This is a genomic window from Robinsoniella sp. KNHs210 (assembly GCF_000686105.1).
Taxonomy (GTDB): Bacteria; Bacillota; Clostridia; order Lachnospirales; family Lachnospiraceae; genus Robinsoniella; species Robinsoniella peoriensis.
The window spans coordinates 1486221-1511408 of sequence record NZ_JMLZ01000001.1 but is presented as its reverse complement, the minus strand read 5'-3'; the positions used below and the strand labels follow the sequence as shown (position 1 = coordinate 1511408).

The following is a 25188-nucleotide window of genomic DNA, read 5'->3' as shown; positions in this document are numbered from 1 at the left end:
TGCCCTAATCCTTCAACTGATCTAATATTGCCCAAATGCCCTCCTGCAGCTGGACCTCCATCTCTTTTTCACCATAGCGGATTCTCTTTTTATCACTGCACGCTCCCATTATCTGAAATGATATGAGCTTTCCATTTTCCCATTCAACATCTGCGGTATGTCCGCCTCTGATACGGCTGCCTTTCAAATGCCCATGCTTCCAATCCGCCGGAAGTGCCGGCAGAACTACTACCTGATCTTCAAAGCTCTGTAACAGCATCTCACCGATCCCTGCTGTAATTCCGGTATTTCCATCAAGTTCCCAGGTACCGCACCACATGGATGTCTCATCGCTCATAACCGATGCCAGATTAGGTTTTACCAGTCTCTTAACCGTATCATTCAGTATTTTCCAAGCCTGTTCCCCATCGTTCATTCTGGCATGATATCCCACAAGCATCGCCATTCCCCAGGATGTGATTTCAAAATTTTTATACCGCAGCTCTAATGTCTTCTGAGCCGCATGCTTTAAATCCTGGTCTGTCCGGGCATCAATCTGATGAAATGGATACAGCCCCAGCAGATGGGAAGTATGCCTGTGATTTGGAATCGGTTCTTCAAAATCTTCCATCCATTCCTGAATCTGCCCTTTTTTTCCGATTTGATAAGGCGGAAGCTTTGGCAATATTTGATCTATGCGCCCCACCAATTCCAGGTCGGCGCTCTCCAGTTCCTTTGAAGCCTTTCTTGCAATTTCCAGAATCTCCCTGACCAGCACTACATCGCAGGTGGTGGACAGGGACAGAAAATAGTTTTTACCATCTATGGAGAATTGATTTTCCGGAGAATAGGAGGGTCCTGTCATATACCAGCCAGTAACTTCATCAAAATATAAATAATCCACTGCAAACTGAGCTGCACCTTCCAGAATCGGATACGCGAAATCTTTCAGGAATGCCCTGTCTTTTGTAAACTCGTAATAATCCCATAACAGTACGGCTGTCCACGCACCCCCAAAGGAGAAAACACCCCAGTTATAAGACCAGCCAAGTGAAGTGAAACCCCAGGGGTTTGACGTTACATGGGCAGTCCAGCCCTTCGCCCCATATGCTTCCCTGGCTGTCTTTTTGCCGGAGGGGACCAGCGTCTGCTCCAGCCAGTGAAACAGCGGCCAGTATGCTTCCGTAAGGTTGCAGGCACCTGCCAGCCAGTACTGCATCTGTATATTCATGTCAATATGCATGTCCTGGGTACAGTCTATCCGATTGTAAATATTATCATTCCAGATACCACCCATATGAGTGGGAAGCGGTGCGTCTTCCCTGGAGGAAGCGATCAGCAGATATCTTCCGTATTGGAACATGAGGGCATACAGATCAGGGTCACTTGCACCTGCTGCTGCCTGTTCGATTCTTTCATCGGTAGGAAGATTCCAAGGAGCGGCTGTATCTGGTTCTGCCATTCCTGCGGTTTTTCTCTCTGCCACAGCTGTTTCTTTCCCGCCCTCCAACCGGATATCCATTCTACGATACCGATCCTTCACGTCACGAATATGGATTTCCTTTAGCTCTTCATAAGTTTGGCTCTGCACTGCATTCAGCTGTTCTTTTACCATATGATCCGCGTCATCCATAAACATATTGGTTGCCAGCCCCATCCGCAGCTCTATTGCCGTCGCCTGATCTATTACAATACACCCGGATTCATATCTGGATTTCCCATCGGTCAGGACACGGATTCTGCCGTTTAAATGAACACCGCATTTTCCATCACTGTGGAGGTCTTCCAATGCATCCCCGTTAATCAGGTAATCCTCATCTTCTATTCCTGTTATTCCGGTATTATTTCCGATTCCGTCATAACGGATTTTAATCTGAAAATTTACTTTTTGCCAGGAATAAAACTTCATCAATACGATCTGGTGGGGACCGGATACGAATACTTCCCGGACAAATGGATTGTTATGAATAGTAAATTCTGTATTTGCAATACCGGCACTGATATCCAGGCTTCTTCGTAAATCAGACGACTTACATTCATCCCCCTCCATACACAGGTCTAATTCTAATTCCCCCACAGGCATATTGGTTCCATAATTATTTTTATTACCGGTTAGATTTCTGCCAAGATGATCTGCCTTTTCATATTCCTTATTTAATAAAACCTGCCGTATCTGACCTAACAGCTCTTTTGTACCAGGACGGTTGTTTTCCGAAGAAGGCTCTCCTGACCAGAACGTAGATTCATCAATCTGGATCCGCTCCGAAAGCCCGCCTCCATATACCATAGCCCCTATTCTGCCATTTCCCAGGGGCAGCGCCTCAATCCACTTCTTTGCCGGCTGCCGATACCATAATATATCTCTGTTATTCATATTTATTCCCATTGCATATTGCAGGCAAGCTGCAATACTGCCACAATCAAACAGATTGAAAGAATCACATCGTGGCGTCCTTTCTGCATCGTAATTTTCTTTCAACCTTAAACCCCCTTTATAGCGGGATCCGCCTGCGATGCTGTATTAGCCTTTCACTGCTCCCATCATAATTCCTTTTGTAAAATACCTTTGCATAAACGGATATACTGCCAGGACAGGAATGATGGTGAGCATTGCAATAGCGGAACGTACCGACAGAATAGACGGGCGGTTCATTACCATTGCCGTTCCTGCCGTCTTTGGGTCATTCATAACTACGTTCATGTTTTGAATTACCTGATACAGCATCAGCTGCAGTGTCTTTAAACCGTTATCCTGCACCAGCATCAGGTTATCATACCAGGAATTCCACTGGGCAACCGCACTGAACATTGCTACCGCGCCGAGAATCGGGGTTGATACCGGAAGAATTATTTTAAAGAAGGTGGTAAAAAATCCTGCCCCATCCATTCTTGCAGACTCTTCCAGTTCTGCCGGAATTCCTTCAATATATGTTTTGATTAGTATAATGTAAAACGCTGACATGGCAGTAGGTATTACATACACAAAGAAATTATTTTTCAATCCATAAGTTACCATGGTGATTACCCAGGGGATCATTCCTGCATTCAGATACATGGTAACTACAACAAATTTATAGATTCCTTTGCGGTATGGCAGCTCTTTCTGGGTTACCAGATAGGCAAACATGCTGCAGCACACCAGCGTGATCACGGTTCCAATTACTGCTCTTGACAGGGAAATCACAATTGGCTGCAGTATCCTGTTATTGCCAAAGATTTCCCGGTAACTGTTCAGCGATACATTGGTGGGAAATATGAAAAACCACCCTTCTGCCTGCTTGGGATCGCTGAATGAACTGATTAACAGGCAGTAAAAGGGATAGATGCAGACTATCAGCACAAGAAGCATAAATATAATATTGATAACATCGAATACAGTCATCTTTTTTTTCATTATTGCACCCATTGCATATTGCAGGCCTTGCTGCAATACTGCCACAAATAAATCAAGTTGAAAGAATCACAGTGTGGCTTCCTTTCTACTTAGCAATTTTCTTTCAACTTTTAACCCATGAATATCGCAAACCGGTTTACGATATTCCTAAATAAGCAGTGTGATCTTAAAAGATAGAACTGCCCCGAATACGCTTCACGATAGAGTTAGAAAACAGCAATAACCCAACACTTAACAGCGATTTCATCATACTCATTGCAGTACCAAAGGAATAATTTCCCTGTACAATTCCCATTTTATAAGTATAGGTATCAATTACTTCCAGCTTATCCAATACCATGGCATTTCCGAAGACATAATACTGTTCAAATCCTGCTCCCGAGAGCACATTTCCAAGTCCCAGAACCAATAATACAACGAAAGTAGAGACCAGCCCGGGAACCGTAATGTGAAGCATCCGCTGGAATCTGCCTGCACCATCTACTTCAGCTGCTTCATACAGCTGGGTATCGATACTGGCTATTGCCGATAGATATAAAATGGCACTGTAACCCATATTTTTAAATAAATAAGTACAGGTCTGCACTGTCCATGCCGTTTTGGGATTGGTAAGTACATTTAACGGCTGGTCAATAAGATGCAGTTTTTCATACAGCAGTGTATTTAGCATTCCATCTGAAGGAGAAAGAATCGTCACAAAAGCCAGATACAACAATACATATGAAATAAAATATGGTATGGTGGAAAATGTCTGCACCACCTTTTTTAACCGCCTGGTGGAAAGTTCATTTAATAAAATTGCAAAACATGCCGGTACCGGCAATGTAATAATAATCAGCCCGCTGAGTACAAATGTATTCCTCACTACGTTTAATACCTGTTCTCCATTGCTGAAAAACATCCTGAAATTTTGCAGACCTACAAATTCCAGCTTATTCAGGGGAATTCCCGGATAGTATTTAAAAAAAGAAATAATCCAGCCTGCCAGAGGGGCATAGCAAAATGCCGATATAAACATAATAAAGGGCAGGCTGATCAGCAAGAGCTTCCGCTTTGTAGCGCCATTTCTGCCGCTGACATTACATATTAAATTTTTCAAACAACTACCTCCTTTCGCCTTATTATTTTAAATCTATTTTATAAGCAGTCATAGCTTTGTCGATCATGGGATCCAGATCTTTGTGCAGCTGGTCAAAACGGTCCGTGTACCATTTCACTACATCATCTACACCCATTCCTGCAACCTTATCCATGGTTTCCTGCTTTAAAGTCTGAAATTCATTTTCATCTTTTGCATAAACAAGCTTAAATACTGCTTTATACATATATTCATTAATCTGGGCATACTTTTGTTTGATATCATCCGGTTTGGAGCCGATACCGCTGGTGTAGGTAGACCAGATCACATTTGGAAGCTTTTCACCGCTTCTGGTTTTATAATTTTTAAAATAATCCGTAAAACTGTCCGCTCCGTAGAATGCCAGGGCATCTTTCTTTACCGCTGTATAATTATCCAGATTCGGCGTCTGTTCAGGTTGGATATAATTGCCGTCAGAATCTACATCGATGTGCTGGAAGGCATTAATTCCGGCATATTTCCACTTTCCGTATGTTTCCGCCATATCTACCACGCCGCCCTGATTATCTGCTACGTATTGATCGGTAACCGTGGGAATACCGTCCTTTACTTCATATGCCATGCCTTCTGCTCCCTGCGTAATCATGCGGGATCCTTCTTCCGAGAAGCACCAGTCCAGAAATTCCATTGCTTTCTCCGGATATTTGCACTTACTGGTAATCGCAAATTCATTTCCACCCACAACTGATTCCCAGTAAATCGACATAGACTGCACATCATCCAGCATCTTAATCGGCATATATCCGGAATCTTTCATACCCAAACCATCTAAAAGTGCTTCTTTATTCATGACCTGCCAGCCGTTTAAAGCAGCAAGATAACCGCCCTTGTCCGTTTTTTCTTTGTACTCGGAACTGCTCATGGTCACCGCACCCGGATCAATCAATCCCATCTGATTAGCTTTATAGTAGAAGTCTACACCTTTCCAGAAAAAACTGTCAGGATCTAATAATGGTGCCTCTACCTGTTTCGTCCCATGGTTCAAATATACTGCATAATTTCCTTCGATAGGTTCGTAACCTTTGGAGAGAGGATAATCCCGGTTGACAAATCCATCGCCCATCCCCTGCGGATCCGCAAAACCCCCGCCCAGAGCATAGATCTTTTCACCTGCCGGCGTCTGTGGATTGTTATCCTGCATTTCTTTTAACATATCCAGAAACTCTTCATCTGTCTTAATATCCGGATATCCCATCTCTTTGTATAAATCCCAGCGCACCCAGTTGGCACTTCCGGGCAATTGATCCAGTCCCATTCCGCCCCAGCCGCCCAGGCTGTAAAAATGTCCGTCCTGATACATATGGTCTCTGCGGTATTCATTTCGAATGGTAAGCCTTGGATCTTTTCCGATATGCTCTGTATTAGCTGCCAGATCATCTAATGGAATAATCATCCCGGCTTCCACTGCCCTGTTTAGATTATTTAGAATCTCCGGATTTCCCGCAGGTGAACCAAAATCCATAATATCATCCAGATCGTTACTTGCCAGCTTCGTCGCCAGAAGTTCATTAAAGGTACTTGTTTGTGCCGTTGTATTTCCAAGACTTGAGTCTACGGTCAGCTCAATTCTTATTCCCAATTTATCTTCGATATATTTTGCCACGGGATCCTCTTGCAATCCTGTGTATTTGGACTGATTCCGTATGAACATCTTCAAAGTCACCACATCATCGTTCCCTTTTTCCGAGGAATCTGCATTCCCACCCGTATCCACTTTTTTTCCGGCATCTGCTCCAGACTCCTGTTCGCCTCCACATCCTGCCATAGTTGAAACCATAGCTGCTGCCAACAAAATACTTACGACAGATTTCATTCTTCTTTTCATCCACTTACCTCCACCTTTTTATCTTTTATTTTCCCGGTAAATACACTCCTTCTGATTGGCCAAAATCCAGAATATGCATCAAGACATGCGTTTTGTCTAACCTTGCAGTGCCATGCATTTATTTACTATAAATATCATAGAACATATTATTTTTATATACAATTTAAATAATTATATATTGTTACAAAAATTATTGTTAGGAATATCGTATATATTTTATAGTGTTTTTGCGCTCATACCCAGCATATTATAAACAAAAAAGTCTCTGTCCTGCCGTTAGGCGATACAGAGACTTTTATACAAAAATTATTCAATTTCAAATGTTTCTGAGCTGAAATTACTATAATATCTGCCCTGTCTGGCAGTAAAACGCAATACACAGTAATCCGGGTCAGTCACACCTTTTGAGTAATACATGGTATCACCTTCCTGCCATATCAGCTCTTTGTGTTCACGGTCTTCCAGAACCTCCATTGTGCCAGTCAGCATAATGCCCCTAAAGAATCTTTTATCGCAAAAATATATGCATGCCTGAGGATTGTTCTTATACTGCCCCACCCTCATGGATGAAGTATTCGTTGTAAAATAGAACACTTTGATTCCCTCTCTTTTTCGTGGCGGTAACATGGCTTTCGTATTGGGACAGCCAGATTCATCCACAGAACTTATAAATGAAACGCTTTGCTTATCAATTAAATTTCCAATTGTTTTTACCGGATCTTTCACTTTAGCACCTCCTTATTTTTACCCTTATTATAAGTGAGACATGGAGAATCGTAAATCAGTCACTTTTTTGTAACTATAAAAATCCTTGTGCTTTCAAAAAATCCTCCCGATGATCTTCTATCATCATTTCTATTCCCACGCTTTGCATAATTGATACTGCTTCAAAAATCTTTTTCCCACGCTCTGTAAGAAAGTAGTTTGATTTTAGCGGGTAACCGTCATTTATTGTTTTGTCTATCAGCCCATACTCTAAAAGCTCATTCAGATGCTGTACGAGCATTTTTTGACTGACCCCCTGAATGGATTTTTTTAGATTGGATAGTGAAAATCCGCCTTTACTAAGCTGCCACAAAATAATGGGCTTCCATTTTCCTTTTATGATATCATGTGTCATTTCTAACGGACATGTATACTCACCTCGTATTTTCACGCTGCATCCCTCCTGTATAATTATTTTCCGGTTTCTTATCTGAATGGATAAAGCCAGAGGATTGTTAAATTCATTGTTAAATTCACTGTTAATTACGCAATGATGTACCAGTCCTTACAAACGGGCATTTTCTCCAAATATTTTCTTATACTCTGCGGGACTAACCCCTGTCTCTTTTTTAAATACAGCACAAAAGTATGTAGTATTCTGAAAACCAACTTTGGCGGATATTTCTTTCGCACTGCTATTTCCCTTTTTCAAAAGCTCTTTTGCTTTTTCAATCCGGATTTCTTTTAAGTAATCGGAAAACGATCTGCCGATGTCTCTTTTGAAGATCTGGCCGATATAGGCTGCATTGCCCCGGAAATGCTGAGCCAGGGATTTCAGGGACAGATCTTCCTCATAATGCTCCAGCACATAATTTGCCAATCGCAGGGAAAACGGTGAAGAGTTGCTGCTTTCTTCCGGGTCATCCCCAGCTGACCCATTCGGAATTTTATCCAGATAAATGCCTCCAGCCACTGCTTTTGCAAAGCTGTCTGCCACCTTCCAGTAATCTTCAGCCGGACTTCCCAGCAATACATACAATTTAACCTGCAGTTCATTTAATACCATTTCCACACATTGGTTAATTGCCTGTATGATAGGTAACTGGTCTTTTTCTTCCTCATTCCGGCAGAAGACCACTATGGTATCCCCATCGTAATTACGCGAATAATAACAGACACATCTTTCAGACAAAATAGAAACACAAATACGGTGTATTTGATTTTTAAGCTCGATCTCCCGTTTCATATCTTTTCCAAGAAGACGCAGAATACAGGGCTGATAAGACGCTGCTTCTAAATCCAGTTCCAAAAAATCCGCTCTTTCCTGAAGTTCATTTTCTCCAATGGATCCATACATCCAGCGGTTGATTATATTTTCACGGATGAGATTAATGTCCAGCTGGGCTTTCATTTTCAGGTTGCGTTCCTGATCCAGATGCTTGATCACAATTTTTAATGTCTGTCCCAGTTCTTCATGACTGACAGGTTTTAAAAGATAATTTTCAATTCCCAGAACCGCCATTGCCCGCACATACTCAAAATCATCATATCCGCTTAGTACGATAACATGGATGTCCATTTTTAACTCCCGGATTCTTTGCAGCAGCTCCACACCATCCATTTTCGGCATCCGGATATCGGTAATGAGAATCTGGGGTGACTCTTTCGCTATGACCGCGAGGGCTTCTTCCCCATTGCGTGCAGTCAGCACCGTTTCAAAAGAATAGTCCCATCTGTCAGCAAATGCTTTCAGTCCCTCGCAGATCATTGGCTCATCATCAACAATTAATATCCCGTACATAACTCTCCAACTCCTTTTTCTTCATTGCTTTTATTTTTAATATTACTTCTGTACCTTCCATTTCCTTGCTGAAAATCTGCAGCATATAATCGTCTCCGTATACAATCCGCAGCCTGTTATTTACGTTATAGATTCCGATGGATTTCTGAAACAGCTCATCCTTTTCCAGGTTCTCCCGGATTTCCTGCAGCCTTTCAGTTTCAATTCCACTTCCGCTGTCAGAAATGGTAAATACAATATCTTCCCCTTGTTTCTCTGCCAGTATTTTTATTCTGGAGGGATGTTCCTCCGTGCCTACATCCTGTATTCCATGTACCAGTGCATTTTCTAATATAGGCTGTAAAATATGCTTAATGGTAGCATAGCGATAAACCTCCTCATGGACTTCTATCTCATACTCCATGCGGTCCCCCAGACGGAACCGATATAGCTCCAGGTAAGATTTTACATAATTCATTTCATCCCTGTTTGTTACCACCACATCTTTTTTCATAATATTCCGGAACATATCAGAGAGAATCCAAATCATTTTTCCTGCTTCTTCTTCGCCCTTCATATACAGGTTCATCCGAATTGCCTCCAGTGAATTATATAAGAAATGCGGATCAATCTGCGCCTGCAGAGCATAGAGTTCCATCTCCTTCTGACGAAGCTGATAGACATACTCTTTCTTAATGTGGGCATCCAACACGGAGCACATCTCAATCAGTTCCGAGTGTATATATCCCACTTCATCACGGTATCTGCGCTGTTTCTTAAAGTTAGTAAGCTTCCCCTGTTTCACCTGATCCATGGTTTCCTTAATGGCCCTCACCCGGTTGGCAAAAAACTTTGTACTGATAAAATTCAAAAGTGCGGCGCATAAAAGCACCAGAATCATAACTTTGAAAATATTGTACTGCAAGACCCTGACATCATCCATAATCGCCGCCATAGGAATGGGATTGATCACATAATAGCCGCCCTCACTGTTATAAACAGAATTATAGATCATATCCTTACCGGATAAAGTGCTGTCCCTTTCAATCAGCAGATCCATTTGGGGAAATGCTCCTTCTAATTGATATTCTGACGACGAATCATATATCAGACCTCCATTTTCATCCATCACCCAAACACTTCCCTTGATATATTTATCAAATCTCCGGTAACAATTGCGAATATTCTTGGCATTAAAACACATAGCCATCGTCCCGATTTTAGTTGCAAAATTTGCAGGATCACGGATCGGGTCAAAAATAAAAATAGAAAAAGAATTATTACCTGTATATTCATTCCGTGCGGATACCAGTTTTGTCTTTGACTCTTCCAGATATGCAAAATCATGGACCGTATTCACAAAAAATTGATATTCCCCCGAGTTTTGAAATGACCCAAACTGCAATATCTTCCCAGTATTTTTTCCATACAAAAAAGTGCCGTTAAATTGGTTATCTACGGCATATACCGTCTGTGTGATATTTTTCTGGACTTCCTGTAAGTGCTCCGTATAATAATCCTGCCGTTCTTCATTGATAATCTCTTCAATCAGATGAGCCCACTTCTCATCATCTCTGTATAATTTTTGATATATAGATTTTTCATCTACAATTTTAGACTGCAAAAAAGAATCAACCGATTCGATGACCTGTCCACTCATCTCCAACGCCTGATCCTTCTTAATCGTTATCAGATTTTCTGTTAATATCAGAAACAAGACAAAACTGGATATGATGGTAATCAACGCATACACCAGAAATATCTTGTTAAAAAAGCTGTTTTTTCCCGCTGTCTTATCCTTAATCTTCACTTACCCCACCCTCAATAGTAACCATTTCCTGCACCGGAACGTGTCTGACCGCTTATGTGCCGACAGACCCACGGATAGATGCAGGATGTCTATAAAATTTATGATAGCATAGGGGTATTTTATTGTCAAAACAAAGCTTGCTTTTCCTTTAATTTTCTGTATTTTCTACTTTATTCGCGTAGCGCAGCCTTTCACTCCGGACAGAAAATGGCCTCCTATGAATAGACAAAGGAAAAGCCGGAAATTTGTAAAAGTTTACTCAATGTACAAATTTCCGGCTTATCGATTTACGTCAATTCTATTTTTAATTATAAAAACTCTTTTAACTTCTCTACATTTTTTTCTTCAAAATCCAAAAGTTTTTTCATCAGTGAAACAATATCTTTTTCTGCATCATGCTCATATTTTTTGATGCTCTTAATTGCATCTATAATGCCCATGTTACTTCCTGTCAGCATCATTTCCGCGATATGGCTGTTTGATTTATCTGTCATTGTTTTGACATTAATCATAACATTGGATGTCATTTTCTGAAAAGCACTGATATCTTTTTCATTGTATCCGTTCTCATTCAGCATTGCTTTCGACTTTTCATTGAATTCCCGGTATCCTTTTAACTGGCTCTCGATCTGCTTGCGAAACGCATCACTTTCCACAATATCAAGCAGCTGATTTAGCGTATCCACGCCCATTCCCGAATTCTGATAAATAAAATTTAATAACTCTGCATTTGCATTCATAATATTCCATCTGCCTTTCCGTACATTTTACATCAGGCACAAATTGGCCTGTCCTGCAATACCTATGATTACCATATGAGCCATAAATATACATGGTATGGTATGTATATTTGGGTTTTGCTGAGGAAGGGGACGCTTTGTAGATGTAGGTAGTGTACGGAAAGATGGGTGTGGGAAACTGGCATGGGCTCCGTCAGCTGGCCGCAGAACTGGTATTTTCTAACCTTTTCGAAGCGCTTTTTGGCGGCACGCGGGTATTCACCGAGAAATCCTGATGCATTTCTTGGTTCAGTACCCGCTTAGTATCCGATGGGAGCCAGTCGAATACTATCCGCCAAAAAACACTCCGGAAAGGTAAGTAAATACTCAGCTCTGCTCTACGCTTCCTCCGCCCATACCAGTTTCACACACCCATATTTCCGAGATAGCATTTGTTGATACAAAGCTGGTTTTCTCAGCAGGTTGGAACCCCTGGGCTGTGGCAGGCTGTTCTTTATTGGATGCTGCGTAGTATGTTTCGGCTGTTTGCGTAAAAGAAGATGAAAGTTTGCTCCTTTTTCTGGTTACAGAATGAAAAACAAATTCGTTCTCAAGATCAGTTGCTTTATGCCAGTTGCGTCCGGCATGCCACAACCCCGGGGTCCCATCATGCTGAGAAAACCAGCTTTGTATCAACGAATGCTATCTCGGAAAGAGAAGGGGGCGGACCAGGACATTGGTTTGGGAGGCGTATAGCAGAGCTGAGCATTTACTTACCTTCCCGGAGTGCTTTTTGGCGGATACAATTCGACTGGCTCCCATCGGATTGTAAGCGGGCAGTGAGCTGCGAAATGCATCAGGATTTCGGAGCGAATGCCCGCGTGCCGCCAAAAAGTTCTCCGGGAAGGTTAGAAAATGCCAGTTCTGCGGTAAGCCTTCCAAACCAATGTCCTGGTTCGCCCCCTTCTCTTTCCGTACACTACCTACATCTACAAAGCGTCCTTACTCAGCTAAACCCAAATTTAATCGATTCTAATTTTAAATACAACAGGTTTGAGGCTCTGTACAGTGTTCACATGAATATGCAGACCGTTTTCATCCCGTACCCATTCTGGTTTTTCTTCGAATCCTAAAACATCTGCATCTAAAACAATTCCATGAAAGTTTGCCTGTCTGGAGGCATCCTGGATGCCCAGTGCCTTTAAGGTATAATTCCCATCCGGGCTGCATTTTAATGCGGTTGCATACAGATAACTGCCATTTACCGTATAGCGGATATCTTCGTGGGTGAAGTTCTTCTTAATACTATCCGAGAATTGTCCTTCCACTATTTCCGTAGGACCTTCCCCATATTTTCTCCACACACCGGTATCATATATTGCTTCTCCGTTCACCTTCAGCCATTCTCCAATTTCAAGTAATATTTTGGTATCCTCCGGCGAAATCGATCCATCTGCTTTCGGTCCTACGTTTAAAAGCAGGCATCCGTTTTTACTCACAATGTCAACCAGGTCACAAATTAAATCTTCCGCTGGACGGAACTCATTATTTTCCGTATAGCACCAGGAATTTAACGCAATTGCTGTATCCGTCTGCCAGAAATACGGTTTCATTTCCGCAAACTGTCCTCTTTCGATATCCACTACCGCACTGCCAAACATATATGCATCATGTTTGTAATTGATTACAACCTCTTCTCCCCACTGAGCTGCTCTGTTATAATAATAGGCCGCCAATTTTTTCAAATAGGGTTTCGCCGTGTGATGCTGAATCCACCAGTCAAAGTATAGAATCTTCGGATGATACTGATCAATAATTTCACAGGTACGGCAAAGCCAGTCCTGTAAAAATTCTTCTGTAGGTTCCGGTTGACTGTACAGATCGTAATGGTCTCTTTCCGGCATTGCAGGCCAGTAGAAATCGCCCCGCTCCATGGGTTCTTTGATATCACTGTCAAATTCTTTTCCACGTCCCATGAAAAACCAGTGCTCAATCCGATGTGAGGAAGCTCCGGTTTCCATGTTTCTCTCTTTAAATGAATGGTCCAGTTCACCTAAAATATCTCTGTGAGGTCCCATTTCAAAAGCATTCCAATGAGAAATCTCACTTTTATACATCTGGAATCCGTCATGATGCTCCGCCACCGGTACCACATACTTCGCTCCCGCTTTTTGGAATAAATCTGCCCATGCTTCCGGATCAAACTTCGGTGCATCAAACATCGGAATAAAGTCTTTATAACCAAAATCCTTATGTGCTCCATATGTCCTTACATGATGTTCAAATTCCGGGCTTCCCTGTATATACATATTTCTGGAATACCATTCGCTTCCAAATGCCGGAACACTGTAAACGCCCCAATGAATAAAAATTCCAAACTTGGCTTTACGGTACCAGTCCGGCACCTGATAGTGTTGCAGTGAATCCCAGCTGTCCGCAAATGGTCCCCGGGCAATTACTTTATCAATTTCCTCTAAATATGGTTTTAAATCGTACATTTTATCCTCCTTATTTACAAATAAAAACAACATTTAATTACTGTTTTGATAGCTTCATTATAGTAAATTTCAAAATAATTAACAGGGAAATGAACGGCATGTTCTGAGATATAATGTCGTCATTTTACAATAAGGTGTCAATTTTAGAAAACTATTTGTCTTTCCTTCCAGCGTCTTTTGTATTAGAATAGATTTATTGTTATATTAACGCAGGCTAGAGCGTGTTTGAACATTCATTCCCGCCATCTGCATTAAGGAGGCTCTTATGGGGGATGTCAATATCCACTTTTCCCTTGGTAATACCCAATTCCATGTACTCTCGCTAACTTCCGGCCCAATGCCCTATATGCCCATGCACGTTCACAGCAGTGACAGCTATGAATTGCATGCCATAACACAGGGACGGGGTTTGGTTCATATTGATTCAGAAACCTATCAGCTGGCTGCCGGAGACTTTTATTTGACCGGACCGGGTGTTTCCCATGAACAAATACCGGATTCAACGGATACCATGCATGAAATCGGAGTCTACTATACCGTAAGCCAAAAACAGGTTCCTGAAAAAGATCCTCTGCTCCTGACTCTTATCGGACAGAACTTTTGGTTTGGAAATCTTTCTTACGAAACCAGGAATGCACTGGACAGGCTTTTTGAAGAAGAACAGCAAAAATCAACCGGCAGCCAATTGCTTCTTCCTCATCTTGCCGCAGAATTTTTAATACGCCTTGCAAGGGATTATTCTCCATGCTATACCTCACACTCTGAAATACCGGATATTCAGCCGGATGAAAAAAAGTATCTGATGATTGAACGGGCATTTCTCTCTTATTACGCTGATATCACACCTGAATCACTGGCGGATATGGTGGGTTTGAGTATAAGGCAATTGCAGCGGTTATTAAAGGAACATTATCATACAACTTTCCAGGAACTTCGGGTGCGGGCAAAACTAAATGCAGCCTGTATTCTCCTTCGCAATACCACAGATTCTACTGCTTCCATCGCTGAAAAAGTAGGCTTTTCATCGGCAGAATATTTCTGTAATTGTTTTAAAAAAGAATTTCATATGACTACTTCACAATATCGGAAAGCGGACAAAAACCCCCATTTATAAAAATGGAGGTTTTTCATTTAACTAGAAAATCAGCGAACGTAAAATGTTCCCGGAACATCCTTCCAATGTTCTTCTGCATATTGTAAAAGTGTATCCGCCTGCCTGCGTGACATTTCCGGGAAAAGCAGGAACAGGCTGTGAGAGCCGTATTTCTGAACCAGGCGGTCTACGTTTTTAATCCAGTCTTCGAAGTTTCCGGAATATACTTTCACCCAGATGGATTTACCTGCAGCGATTGCCTTATCGTAAATGACATCCCAATCCGGTAAGGTGCCATCCGGTCCGGCATCGCCGCTTGTCCATTGTAGTGCATCTATTCCTTCAATTTCCATAAGTGCATCCAGATGCTTGATTGCAGCGGGACCATCTAGATGGTACAGAACATAGTCTGCCTGATCAGCCTGTGCCTTAAGAGATGGCTGAATATATTGTCGGAAGTCATCCGGTGACATCATAGCGGAAAAATCGCACTGCAGTTTTACCGTACGTCCGGGTCCCCATATCTGGAATACTGTATAAGCATTACCACCCTTTTCATCTTTAATTACATCGTAAAATCGATTGTAATAGTCATAATAAAGATTCGTAATTTCACCAATGCGTTCACCGATAGTCTCTGGCTCATCTAACATATCGAACAAAATCTCCTGTGCTCCCCGCAAGGAAGCCAGTACATCAATATTCTCCATCAGATCGGGCATATCTACATAAAAATCATCACCAGCCAGTTCACGGCATCTTGTTACCAGTTTAATATGTTTTTTGTACCACTCATTTTCCGGGTCAAAATTAAATTGGGATACACCATCCCAACTGTCCAGACAGGGCTTGAACCAAACCGTGTCTTCTTTGAATCCAATGTCGGAACCAAGATAAGCCGCCAGCGAACCGGGACCAAAGTCCACATTCAAATTAGGAAAACTTTCGCCCAGAAAATCATGTGTTTCACAGAAATAGCGGTAACGGGCTACAATCTGCTCCGGATTTTGATATTTATCCTCCATATCCTTCCACTTAAGTTCTTCCGGCATATTATAATATTTACCCTGGCAAATCTGATCCAGATAACCGCCTTCTACCGGAGTTCCATCAGAAAACGCTTCCATTTCCGGCTTTCTGGCTATGACACACATAAGCGGTCGTCCTATATTTCTATGCTTCCAGTAATTTGTGAACTTTTCTTTTACTGCATCCATATTTTCTTTGTAGGGGATACCGGATACTGCCGGGCTGACTCCGGTGAACTTTATACCAACCAGTTGGGGCAAGACATTCTCTTTCTCAGCTTCAACTCTTTCTGCTCCAACACTCTCAGCTCCAACACTCTCAGTTTTAAATCTCTCAGCTTCAACGCTCTCAGCTCCAGCTGTCACTGAGCCATCTTCTCCTGCAATGCTTTTTATAACTGCCGTTCTAGAGACTGGTACCGAACCAGTTCCAGCTTTTGCCAACTCTTTTGCTTTGTCAGCTGCTTCTGCAGCATCTGCTGTATAAGCATCCGCTCCGATTTCATCAGCAAATGCCTGTGAAATAGGCGCACCGCCCACCATAATCTTAATCCGGCTTCGAAACGGAGCATTATTTAATGCTGCTACCGTATTGCGCAGCGATGGCATTGTTGTGGTTAAAAGCGCGGATAAACCAACAATAGTCACATCGGGATGCTCTTCAATCTCTTTGATAAAAACTTCAATTGGTACATCAACACCCAGATCGATTACTTCGAATCCGGCACTTTCAATCATCATACCAACCAGGTTTTTACCGATATCATGCAAATCACCTGCCACCGTTCCCAGAATCATTTTTCCCGCACTTCCTGCGCCTCCGGTCGCCAGATGAGGCTTTAAAACTTCTACGCCCGCTTTCATGGCTCTGGCAGCAGACAGCATCTGGGGTACGAATATAATTTCTTTTTTAAAGTGGTCCCCTACCACAGCCATAGCCCCAATCATGCCATCATTTAATACATCAACCGGATCACACCCAGCAGCCAGCGCGCTTTGTACAAGGCTTCCAATCTCCTTATTTTTACCATGCTGTGTTGCCAAAAAGACATCTTTCATTTCCGGAATCATGTCCTTTGTTAACTCATTGATATCTACTCCTGTTTCTTTCTTCTCCTGAAATTCTTTTATATAATTCAGGCAAAACTCATCTTTCCCCAGCAGCGCTGTAGTCGCATAAATCATGCCGATCATATTTTTATTGGTCGGATCTACAATGGCGCTGTCCATTCCCGCATTCATGGCCAGCACCATAAAAGCCTGATTGATATTTTTACGAACGGGCAATCCATAGGAAATGTTACTCAACCCGCTGGTAATATGGATATCCGGATATTCCTCTTTTATTAATCTGCAGCATTTGGCAAAAACCTGTAATGCTGTTTCATCTGTAGAAAGGGTTACAACCAGAGGATCTATATGTAATCTGGAAGGATCAATCCCGTATTCCCTGGCTTTTTCCATAATTCCATGAAATACCTTCATGCGGCGTTCTACGGAATCCGGAATCCCTTCATTGTCACAAAGCAAAGCTACACATTCCCAATTTGTATCTGCAATTAGTGGAAATATAGTATCAATCTTATCTCCTTCCAGTGATACGGAGTTCAGCAATCCGGGTCTCTTGCAAAAAGGCAGTGCACCAATACAGGATTTCGCACTTGGACTATCAACGCAAATCGGTGTGTCCGTTACTTCCTGAACCTGTTCGATCATCCAGCGAAGTGTCTCTATCTCTTCCTCTTCTTCTACAGAAGCACATACATCTAAAAAGTCAGCCCCCGCATCGGCCTGTAATTTTGCACGCTCTTTGATTAACTGTGCATCTCTCGATGCAATTGCTTTTGCTACCGCTGGTATGGACCCATTTAGTTTTTCACCAATTATAATCATGTTCTACCTCCTAAACATGTTCGCAATGAGTTTTGTAAACTTTATTTCACAAGTCTCTTGGTTAATTTTTACCATTTTATTTTATATAGAAAACGTAAAAATAACCTCTGTTTTATTATGATGGGAATGTACTATCTTACGATGGATCAGATAATAATATTATGAGACAAATCTTATTATTAGCGTTATAATAGATACAGATAACAGCGAGAATTAATTTTGCGGAGAGGTATTTGCGGATGATCATTACACAGGATACAACTATATTAAATAAGGCGGAACCTTTTGAAGTAAGGACTTATATTGAGCAGCATTCTTTTAAAAAACCAGAGGTATATCATTGGCATAACTTTTTTGAGATCACTTATATTTTAGATGGGCATGCCAGATATTTTGTAAATGGCAAACAGTACGAAGTGGAAAAAGGAGAAATTATCTTATTTAACCATATTGAAGCCCATGGATGGGAAGTATTAAGTGAGGAAATGACATTGCTTGTCTTGATTTTTGGTTCTGATTTTATTGCAGATCGGACCAGCATTTTTGACTATGATTATTTATTGCCTTTTGTGGAACGCGGCAGTAATTTTCAAAATAAAATTCCCGGAACTCTTCCATATGCCAGAGAGATTATCCATATTATGAACGAGATTAACCGGGAATACACGGAGCGGGAAGTTGGGTATGCTTTAATGATCAAATCCGATATCTTGAAAATTCTCACCATATTGTACAGAAACTGTGAGCGTTCTTATGCCTCAGGAGAATTACTGGGTGGAAAAAAAGAGGCCATGAAAAGGCTGGAAAAATCCTTTCAGTATATCAAAAGACATTATTGTGAAAAAATAAAACTGGAGGATGTGGCCGGGATTTCCTGCATGAGTCCAAATTATTTTTCTTCCTATTTCCGTAAAGTGACGAATATGCAGTTTCAGGAATTTTTAATCGAAATGCGCATTCAAAAAGCAAGGGAAATGCTGCGCACATCTGACGAAGGCATCTTAGACATTGCTGAAGACTGTGGGTTTTCCAATATGTCTAATTTTTACCGCCTTTTCCGGAAATACACCGGATATGCTCCGGGAGATGAGCGGAAACGGTATAAAGAGGGTAAGGGGTTATTGGATTAGCCAAAGCCCGTATGCAGCAAAATTTACAACCATAAAAAGAGGCAAAGAACAGTATTGATCCTCTTCTTTGCCCGTTTCTCATTGTATAACTATATTTGTTTCAATTTTAACTTATTTTTATTTTCCTGTCTCCTCTGTTAACCGTTTTAACGGCCGTAAAGTTTTCATTTTAATAAACAGCGGAACATATTCAATCATCAGAGATGCATTTTCCAGCCCGTACCACCGTGCCGGAGATCCTGCAATGTGGCGAATCGCATATTTTAAAGATACTGCCGCTCTGCCCGAAGCTGTAATATCACTTTCCGGAACTAATAGTTTCCGTATCAGGCAAAACTCAAAATCGCCTACCTCACCAGGCTCATATACTGAATATTCTCTTTGCTGGGAAGGAAGCTCTCCACTTGTAATTAATTCTTCTACGATCTGTCTCAGGTATACATTTACTCTCTGATCAACCTTGAATCCCAGTCTTAACTGAACCCTAAATATATAATCGGTTCCAAAATTTTCTACCTTATACTCACGGGTATACGGTTCATCTGTTACTTTAATCGTCACAAACCAATAAGCCTGGGCTCTCTTAGGCTTTCTATCCAGAATGGAATATAAAATATCACGATCCAGTTCCTCCATTTCCGGTTCCTTTGTAATATAGACCAGATTATCTGTCTGCATTGGGTATTCCACATCCTGACGGAGTTTTCCCAACTGTTTCAGATAATCACGGATATTAAAGCATACCGCCTGAGACGCTTCTATTGCAGTTCCACGATGCCATACCAGCATAATACCAAACAAAAGCAGGGCTATTAAAAGTGCTACATATCCGCCCCTGGAAAATTTGCTGAGACTGGATATAAAAAATGTCCCTTCCAGACCACCAAAAAATACCAGGAAAATAAATGCAGGAATCTTCTGTTTCTTTTCATCTTTTAAATAAATAAACAGCAACAGCGTTGTCATCAGCATCGTAAGTGTAATTGCCAGCCCGTATGCCGCTTCCATGTGTTCGCTGGTTTGAAAATATAACACGACAATGGAACAAAAAAACCATATTACCATATTGACAAGCGGAATAAAAAGCTGTCCTTTTGTCTTAGACGGATAAGATATCTGCATATGGGGCATCAAGTCCAGCCGGCTTGCCTCGGATACCAGGGTAAATGAACCTGTGATCAACGCCTGGGAAGCAATAATTGCAGCCATCGCTCCCAGTAAAACAGCCAGAGGACGAACTCCTTCCGGAAGCATCTGGAAAAAGGGATTCATATCGGGAATGCTGTATAATGCACTCTGCTTCTGATTTCCCATGAGCCATGCTCCCTGTCCAAGATAATTCAGTATCAGGCATATTTTTACAAATGGCCAGCTTATATAGATATTGTCTTTTCCAACATGCCCCATATCCGAGTACAGTGCTTCCGCTCCTGTGGTTGCAAGGAAAACGCTTCCCAAAATCATAAACCCCATATGATTAGCCGGACTGATCAGAATTTTCACAGCCCACAGGGGGTTAAGTGCACGAAAAATTAATGGATTGCCGGAAATATTTAGAATACCTGCCGCTGCCAGAAAGAAAAACCAAATCGTCATAACCGGTCCAAATGCTTTACCTATCGAGCTGGTTCCCGCCTTTTGAACCAGAAATAAACCGGCAATGATAATCAGCGTTATCACTACGATTTTATTTTGACCGCTCCCCAATAAGGAATGCATCGCCGGAATACTGCGAAGTCCTTCAATAGCCGTAGTTACCGTAACTGCCGGCGTAAGCACACCATCTGCCAGCAGGGCAGCTCCACCAATCATTGCCGGTACAATCAGCCACTTTCCATATTTTTTCACCAGGCTGTAAAGAGAGAAAATTCCTCCCTCACCATGATTATCCGCCTGCATGGCAATCAATACGTACTTCACCGTAGTCAGCAGTATGACCGTCCAGATGACCAGGGACAATGAACCCAGAATCAGTTCCTCATCCACATGTGCCAAACCTCCGTTGCCATATATAATTGATTTCATTACATACATCGGTGAAGTCCCGATGTCCCCGTAAACCACTCCAATCGATATTAAAACTGCGCCAAGACTTACAGGAATTTTCGCAGAACTCTCCTGTTTTCTCATATTATTCACCCTTTCTCTTTACTGCTTTTGAATGAATCAGCTAAAAGAAAGGGTTCTTTTTTTTCCATCCTTTCGATGGTTCGTTCGTATCATCAACATATATTTTTCCATCAATTGAAAACAATTGCATAAAAAAACATAAGGCCTGCCCCAGACACCTCCAAATACAAATAAAAAGAGTGTATAGAAAAGCAGTGCACAAAGCCCTCTTAAATAAAGATTCTGGCTTCTTAAAACCTCCTGAATACTTTTCCCCTCATTTCCCACTGAACAGGTCCTAAATATAGTCTCAGCTTTTTGAAAATCCGGCGTATCCAGCTGTTGTATTGCATGATTCATACCGATAACTACTGACTCCTGAGAATTCAGCTTTTGATTTATGCTGTCGGGCTGCTTAGGCTTATTGCTATAAAAAAGAACGGGGAGGCATAAAAACAATGCAATCAATAAAATAATTGACCAGATATTATTTTTCATTTTTTCTCCCTTACTATGTTTGCATGTAATATATTCATTTCATCGGCATATTAGCACAAATAGAGCCTGGTGTCAACCTTCATTATTATCCTGCAATTCACCCGCAGCTTTCACTTACTTTTTTACTGTCAGCCCCAGCCTGCTGCATCACTTCCTTTAATCTTTTTATATAGTACATATAATTTTGAAAAGAAGTAGAAGGTGCCACCTGATGATCCGCTCCAGGCACATATCCTCCCTGGCGGATTACCGGAAGCAGCCGCTGAAATTCACGGTCGATTGCTTCTTCTCCCTCTGCGATCACTAATTTATTGTATGCCCCGATAAATTTGATGTCCGGAAACTCTTCTCTGACCTTCACGATATCCATTCCTGCATTAACATCCATTGGCAGAAATCCATCCACACCTGCTTTTCTGAAATTAGGAATTAATTGCCGGAAATCACCATCGGTATCTACGAATACATTTTTTACTCCTTTTTTCTTCAAAAACGGAATTAATTTTTCATAATAGGAACCTACAAATTCGTCAAACATTCCAGGTGATATCATCGGCCCGTTTGCACCGCTCAAATCCTCAGGAAATAAGAGAACGTCCGGTTTAATGATGTCAAAAATCTTATCAAAAAAGTGTAAATATATTTTCAGAATAAAGTCATTGATCTCGTGGAGTAATTCAGGCATTTCATAAAATGCCATTAGCTGTTCTTCCACACCCATCAGTTCCCGGGGTGTCCAGAAAAATCCGGAAGCCCGGAACCGGATAGAAAAGTCTCCCCGTTCATGCCCCTCTTTGTATTTGCCATATGTACGCTGAAGATTTTCGTCCGTACAGTATTTTTCAATTTCCCGCAAAGTATTTTCTTTTAACCGCTCCCAGGCCTCTTCCCCATCCACAACCGGTTTAATCTCTTTTACCAGAGAGCGCTTTTTATAATAAGCTCTCTGCCAGCCATCTTCATCCATTTTCAGAATATATTCATCATTATCCTCCAGAATCTTCTCGTCAAAGCCTTTAAACGGAATGCAAAATGACATTCTTTTTACTCCGTCATATCCCAGAAACTGCTCATATTCATAAACGTGTTCTGTCATTAAGTCATTAAAATACCTCATATAACGCTCCTTGGGCATAGGATATAAATACGAGGAAGTGAATTTTTCCGGGAGCCCTTCCTGCACCCACCGGTCTACACTTAAGTCCCAGGGAAAGAAGGTTTCCGCAAAAGCCCCTCCCCCATCCATTTTCTCAAAATTCAGTGTTTTAAACATACGTTCCGCAGCCGTCATATTATTTTTCTCCTTTTTCATTTCCGCGAACAACAAGTCAAATGGGCGCGCTTGCGGGACATCTGGCTGCTGCCGCGAGGGTAAGATACCTCTCTGCTCATGTCTCGGGATATCTTACTCTATTATAATAAAGAAGGATTTGAATTGCTTGTAAATGAAGTATTTCTTTGTGTAAAATAATGCCTTTTCATTTTATTTTTAATGATAACTATTGATTTTTTATGGTAATATATATATAATTCAATTATGAAAAGTGAAAATATTTTAACTACAAATTATATACATAACTACACATCGCTCCCTATATTCTCAGAAGATTATTCTTTTGAGAATTCAGAGCGGCTGGGAGAACATTCCCATGAATTTGTTGAAATCGGCATCACTACCCACGGGAGTGCTTTACACCACACCTCCCATGGGGTATATCCTCTGAAGCGTGGGAGCATTTACTTCATCCCCATAGGCTCAACCCATGCCATTTCCCAGGTACAAAACTGGCATGTTAAAAATATCTATCTGCTGCCAAAATTGTTGTTTCATGAATTATCATCAGCATCGCTGCATTGCTCTACGATGCAATATTTTTTATTAAAACATGGAAATTCTTCTTCTGCTCCGCTCCATCTGGAATTAGAAGAAAACACCATGTCTATTGCAGATGCCTTCTTTACTGCTTATTTTGGAAAAAAAATGATAACTGGAGAACTATCTGATTTATATGAGTTCAACTGTCTGTTTAATATCCTACTGCTTTTATGCGATAACTTTTATCAATCCCATTCTTTTCAAAAAGATGAGCTTGACGAACGGATCATTCGGATAACTGAGCTGATTAATGAACATATTTATGAACAGAGCGGTGATATTATCTCTCTGATTTCTGACACCCTGATGCTGCATCCCCAGCAGATCAACCGCATTGTCAAAAAAATCAGCGGCTCCACATTGAGTAATTATATTATTGAATGCAAACTTGAAAAAAGCATCCGCCTGCTTCTGACGGATGCTCCTGTCACAGAAATCGCCCACACATTAGGGTTCTATGACCATTCCCACTATAATAAATATTTCACCAGATACATTGGGATTTCGCCCAGCGCATATCGGAAGAAAACGCAGGTGTTGTTAAAGCTGTAACTTATCTTGCAGATTTGTAAAAGCGCATCAGGTTATCCATTGTTTTATGCAGATTTTCTTTACTGGAATATTTTGAGGTTTGAAAATCTTCGGCTTTCTGGTTTATGGAAAATACGGATGTAACGCCCATGGAATATGCTTTTTCCGTATCCGGCTCTATAGAGCCAACCACAGCCGTAACAGGGACCTGGCATGCACCTGCTCTCTTCGATGTTCCGGCAATGACTTTTCCTCTTAGACTCTGACTATCAAATCTTCCTTCTCCTGTGAAAACCATGTCAGCCCCCTGTAACATTTTTTCATATTCAATCTGATCCAGAACCGTATCTATTCCGGATTCTAGTTTTCCTCCTAAAAATCCCAGTATCCCTGCTCCCAGGGCACCTGCCGCACCGCTTCCTTTCATTTGTGCAATTTGCTTTCCAGTATGTTTTTCCAGTACCTGACCCAATATTATGAGATTCTCGTTTAAAATTCTGACATCCGCCGAATCTGCTCCTTTCTGCGGAGCAAATATGTAAGCCGCTCCAGATTCTCCGTACATGGGATTATCAATATCGCACATACCTATAACTGTACAGCCTGCCAAAAGCTCTTCTGCTTTTTCCGTGTTTATACCGGCAATCCTGCATAGCGTATCGGGACGGGGAGTAAATTCCCTTCCATGGCTATCATAAAATACTACGCCTGCAGCCAGTGCCATCCCGGTTCCTCCGTCATTGGTACAACTTCCTCCAAGCCCTAAAATAATAGTTTTACATCCCCGTCCCACAGCATCCCTGATCAGCTCTCCCAGACCATAGGTCATTCCTTCTCTGGGAGACAGATGGCCAATACTCTCCGCATATGGCAGCCCTGCCACACTGGCAGTTTCTATTACTGCAATGGTATCCTTTACGGCATAAGCCGCAGTCAGTCTTTCTCCATAAGGTCCTGTAACTTCCTTTTTTATCCTTTCCATCTCAAGCGCTGCCACAAAACATTCTACTGTCCCTTCACCTCCGTCAGCTACCGGAATACTGTGTATCAGGCAGTTTGGAAAATGTTTTCTGATTGCACGCTCCATAATCCGGCACACTTCCATAGATGTCATTGTCCCTTTAAATGAGTCGGGGATAACAATACATTTCTTCAAATTAAAACTCATTTTTCTACCTGCCC

At 41.6% G+C, this 25188-nt stretch carries 19 protein-coding genes; 4 read left to right on the top strand and 15 right to left on the bottom strand.

Features of this window, described 5'->3' with window-relative positions; all coding sequences use genetic code 11:
• Positions 1–4: 4 nt before the first annotated feature.
• From CD03_RS0105840 to CD03_RS0105800, 9 genes are all read right to left on the bottom strand, one after another.
• A complete protein-coding gene (locus CD03_RS0105840) occupies positions 5–2458 on the bottom strand; it encodes a glycoside hydrolase family 95 protein (protein ID WP_027292828.1) in 2454 nt (817 codons plus the stop codon).
• Between the two features lie 42 nt (positions 2459–2500).
• Positions 2501–3418 carry a carbohydrate ABC transporter permease gene (locus CD03_RS0105835; RefSeq protein WP_052377693.1) on the bottom strand — a complete coding sequence of 306 codons (918 nt, stop codon included), beginning with the start codon at positions 3416–3418 and terminating at the stop codon, positions 2501–2503.
• Between the two features lie 121 nt (positions 3419–3539).
• Entirely contained in the window at positions 3540–4472 is a 933-nt protein-coding gene (locus tag CD03_RS0105830; RefSeq protein ID WP_242849053.1) for an ABC transporter permease subunit, read from the bottom strand.
• Positions 4473–4494: 22 nt separating this feature from the next.
• Positions 4495–6336: an extracellular solute-binding protein gene (locus tag CD03_RS0105825; RefSeq protein ID WP_027292825.1), complete on the bottom strand. Its 1842-nt coding sequence runs from the start codon at positions 6334–6336 to the stop codon at positions 4495–4497.
• 306 nt (positions 6337–6642) lie between these two features.
• A complete protein-coding gene (locus tag CD03_RS0105820; protein WP_027292824.1) occupies positions 6643–7062 on the bottom strand; it encodes a pyridoxamine 5'-phosphate oxidase family protein in 420 nt (139 codons plus the stop codon).
• Between the two features lie 73 nt (positions 7063–7135).
• Positions 7136–7492: a winged helix-turn-helix transcriptional regulator gene (locus CD03_RS0105815; protein WP_027292823.1), complete on the bottom strand. Its 357-nt coding sequence runs from the start codon at positions 7490–7492 to the stop codon at positions 7136–7138.
• 114 nt (positions 7493–7606) lie between these two features.
• Positions 7607–8842: a response regulator transcription factor gene (locus CD03_RS0105810; RefSeq protein ID WP_027292822.1), complete on the bottom strand. Its 1236-nt coding sequence runs from the start codon at positions 8840–8842 to the stop codon at positions 7607–7609.
• Complete coding sequence (locus CD03_RS0105805) at positions 8820–10631, bottom strand: sensor histidine kinase (protein ID WP_027292821.1); 1812 nt, start codon at positions 10629–10631, stop codon at positions 8820–8822. Before CD03_RS0105805 ends, CD03_RS0105810 begins: the two co-directional genes overlap by 23 nt.
• 308 nt (positions 10632–10939) lie before the next feature.
• A complete protein-coding gene (locus CD03_RS0105800) occupies positions 10940–11371 on the bottom strand; it encodes a hypothetical protein (protein ID WP_027292820.1) in 432 nt (143 codons plus the stop codon).
• Between the two features lie 152 nt (positions 11372–11523).
• On the opposite strand from CD03_RS0105800, the gene CD03_RS38805 reads away from it, so the two are divergent.
• Entirely contained in the window at positions 11524–11646 is a 123-nt protein-coding gene (locus tag CD03_RS38805) for a hypothetical protein (protein WP_255348041.1), read from the top strand.
• Between the two features lie 726 nt (positions 11647–12372).
• Here CD03_RS38805 and CD03_RS0105785 read toward each other — a convergent pair.
• On the bottom strand, positions 12373–13848 hold the full coding sequence (locus tag CD03_RS0105785; RefSeq protein ID WP_027292818.1) for an alpha-L-fucosidase: 1476 nt from the start codon (positions 13846–13848) through the stop codon (positions 12373–12375).
• A gap of 265 nt (positions 13849–14113) precedes the next feature.
• Here CD03_RS0105785 and CD03_RS0105780 point away from each other — a divergent pair, with 265 nt between their 5' ends.
• Positions 14114–14962 carry a helix-turn-helix transcriptional regulator gene (locus tag CD03_RS0105780; protein ID WP_027292817.1) on the top strand — a complete coding sequence of 283 codons (849 nt, stop codon included), beginning with the start codon at positions 14114–14116 and terminating at the stop codon, positions 14960–14962.
• 29 nt (positions 14963–14991) lie between these two features.
• Here the strand turns inward: CD03_RS0105780 and CD03_RS38510 are convergent, their stop codons facing one another.
• A complete protein-coding gene (locus CD03_RS38510; protein ID WP_330377154.1) occupies positions 14992–17862 on the bottom strand; it encodes a cobalamin-dependent protein in 2871 nt (956 codons plus the stop codon).
• A 239-nt stretch (positions 17863–18101) separates the two neighbouring features.
• Between CD03_RS38510 and CD03_RS0105765 the strand changes: the two genes are divergently transcribed.
• On the top strand, positions 18102–18992 hold the full coding sequence (locus CD03_RS0105765; protein WP_027292816.1) for a helix-turn-helix domain-containing protein: 891 nt from the start codon (positions 18102–18104) through the stop codon (positions 18990–18992).
• A 117-nt stretch (positions 18993–19109) separates the two neighbouring features.
• On the opposite strand, the gene CD03_RS0105760 is transcribed toward CD03_RS0105765, so the two are convergent.
• The 3 genes from CD03_RS0105760 to CD03_RS0105750 form a co-directional block, all read right to left on the bottom strand.
• The gene (locus CD03_RS0105760) at positions 19110–21122 is read right to left on the bottom strand and encodes a KUP/HAK/KT family potassium transporter (RefSeq protein WP_027292815.1); all 2013 of its coding nucleotides are present in this window, start codon (positions 21120–21122) and stop codon (positions 19110–19112) included.
• A 36-nt stretch (positions 21123–21158) separates the two neighbouring features.
• On the bottom strand, positions 21159–21599 hold the full coding sequence (locus CD03_RS0105755; protein ID WP_027292814.1) for a hypothetical protein: 441 nt from the start codon (positions 21597–21599) through the stop codon (positions 21159–21161).
• Between the two features lie 97 nt (positions 21600–21696).
• Entirely contained in the window at positions 21697–22911 is a 1215-nt protein-coding gene (locus CD03_RS0105750; protein WP_242849052.1) for a uroporphyrinogen decarboxylase family protein, read from the bottom strand.
• Between the two features lie 225 nt (positions 22912–23136).
• On the opposite strand from CD03_RS0105750, the gene CD03_RS0105745 reads away from it, so the two are divergent.
• Entirely contained in the window at positions 23137–24027 is an 891-nt protein-coding gene (locus CD03_RS0105745) for an AraC family transcriptional regulator (RefSeq protein WP_027292812.1), read from the top strand.
• Position 24028: 1 nt separating this feature from the next.
• Here CD03_RS0105745 and CD03_RS0105740 read toward each other — a convergent pair whose 3' ends face one another.
• Positions 24029–25174 (bottom strand): glycerate kinase family protein, encoded by a 1146-nt coding sequence (locus CD03_RS0105740; RefSeq protein ID WP_242849051.1) that lies wholly within the window; start codon positions 25172–25174, stop codon positions 24029–24031.
• Between the last annotated feature and the right edge of the window lie 14 nt (positions 25175–25188).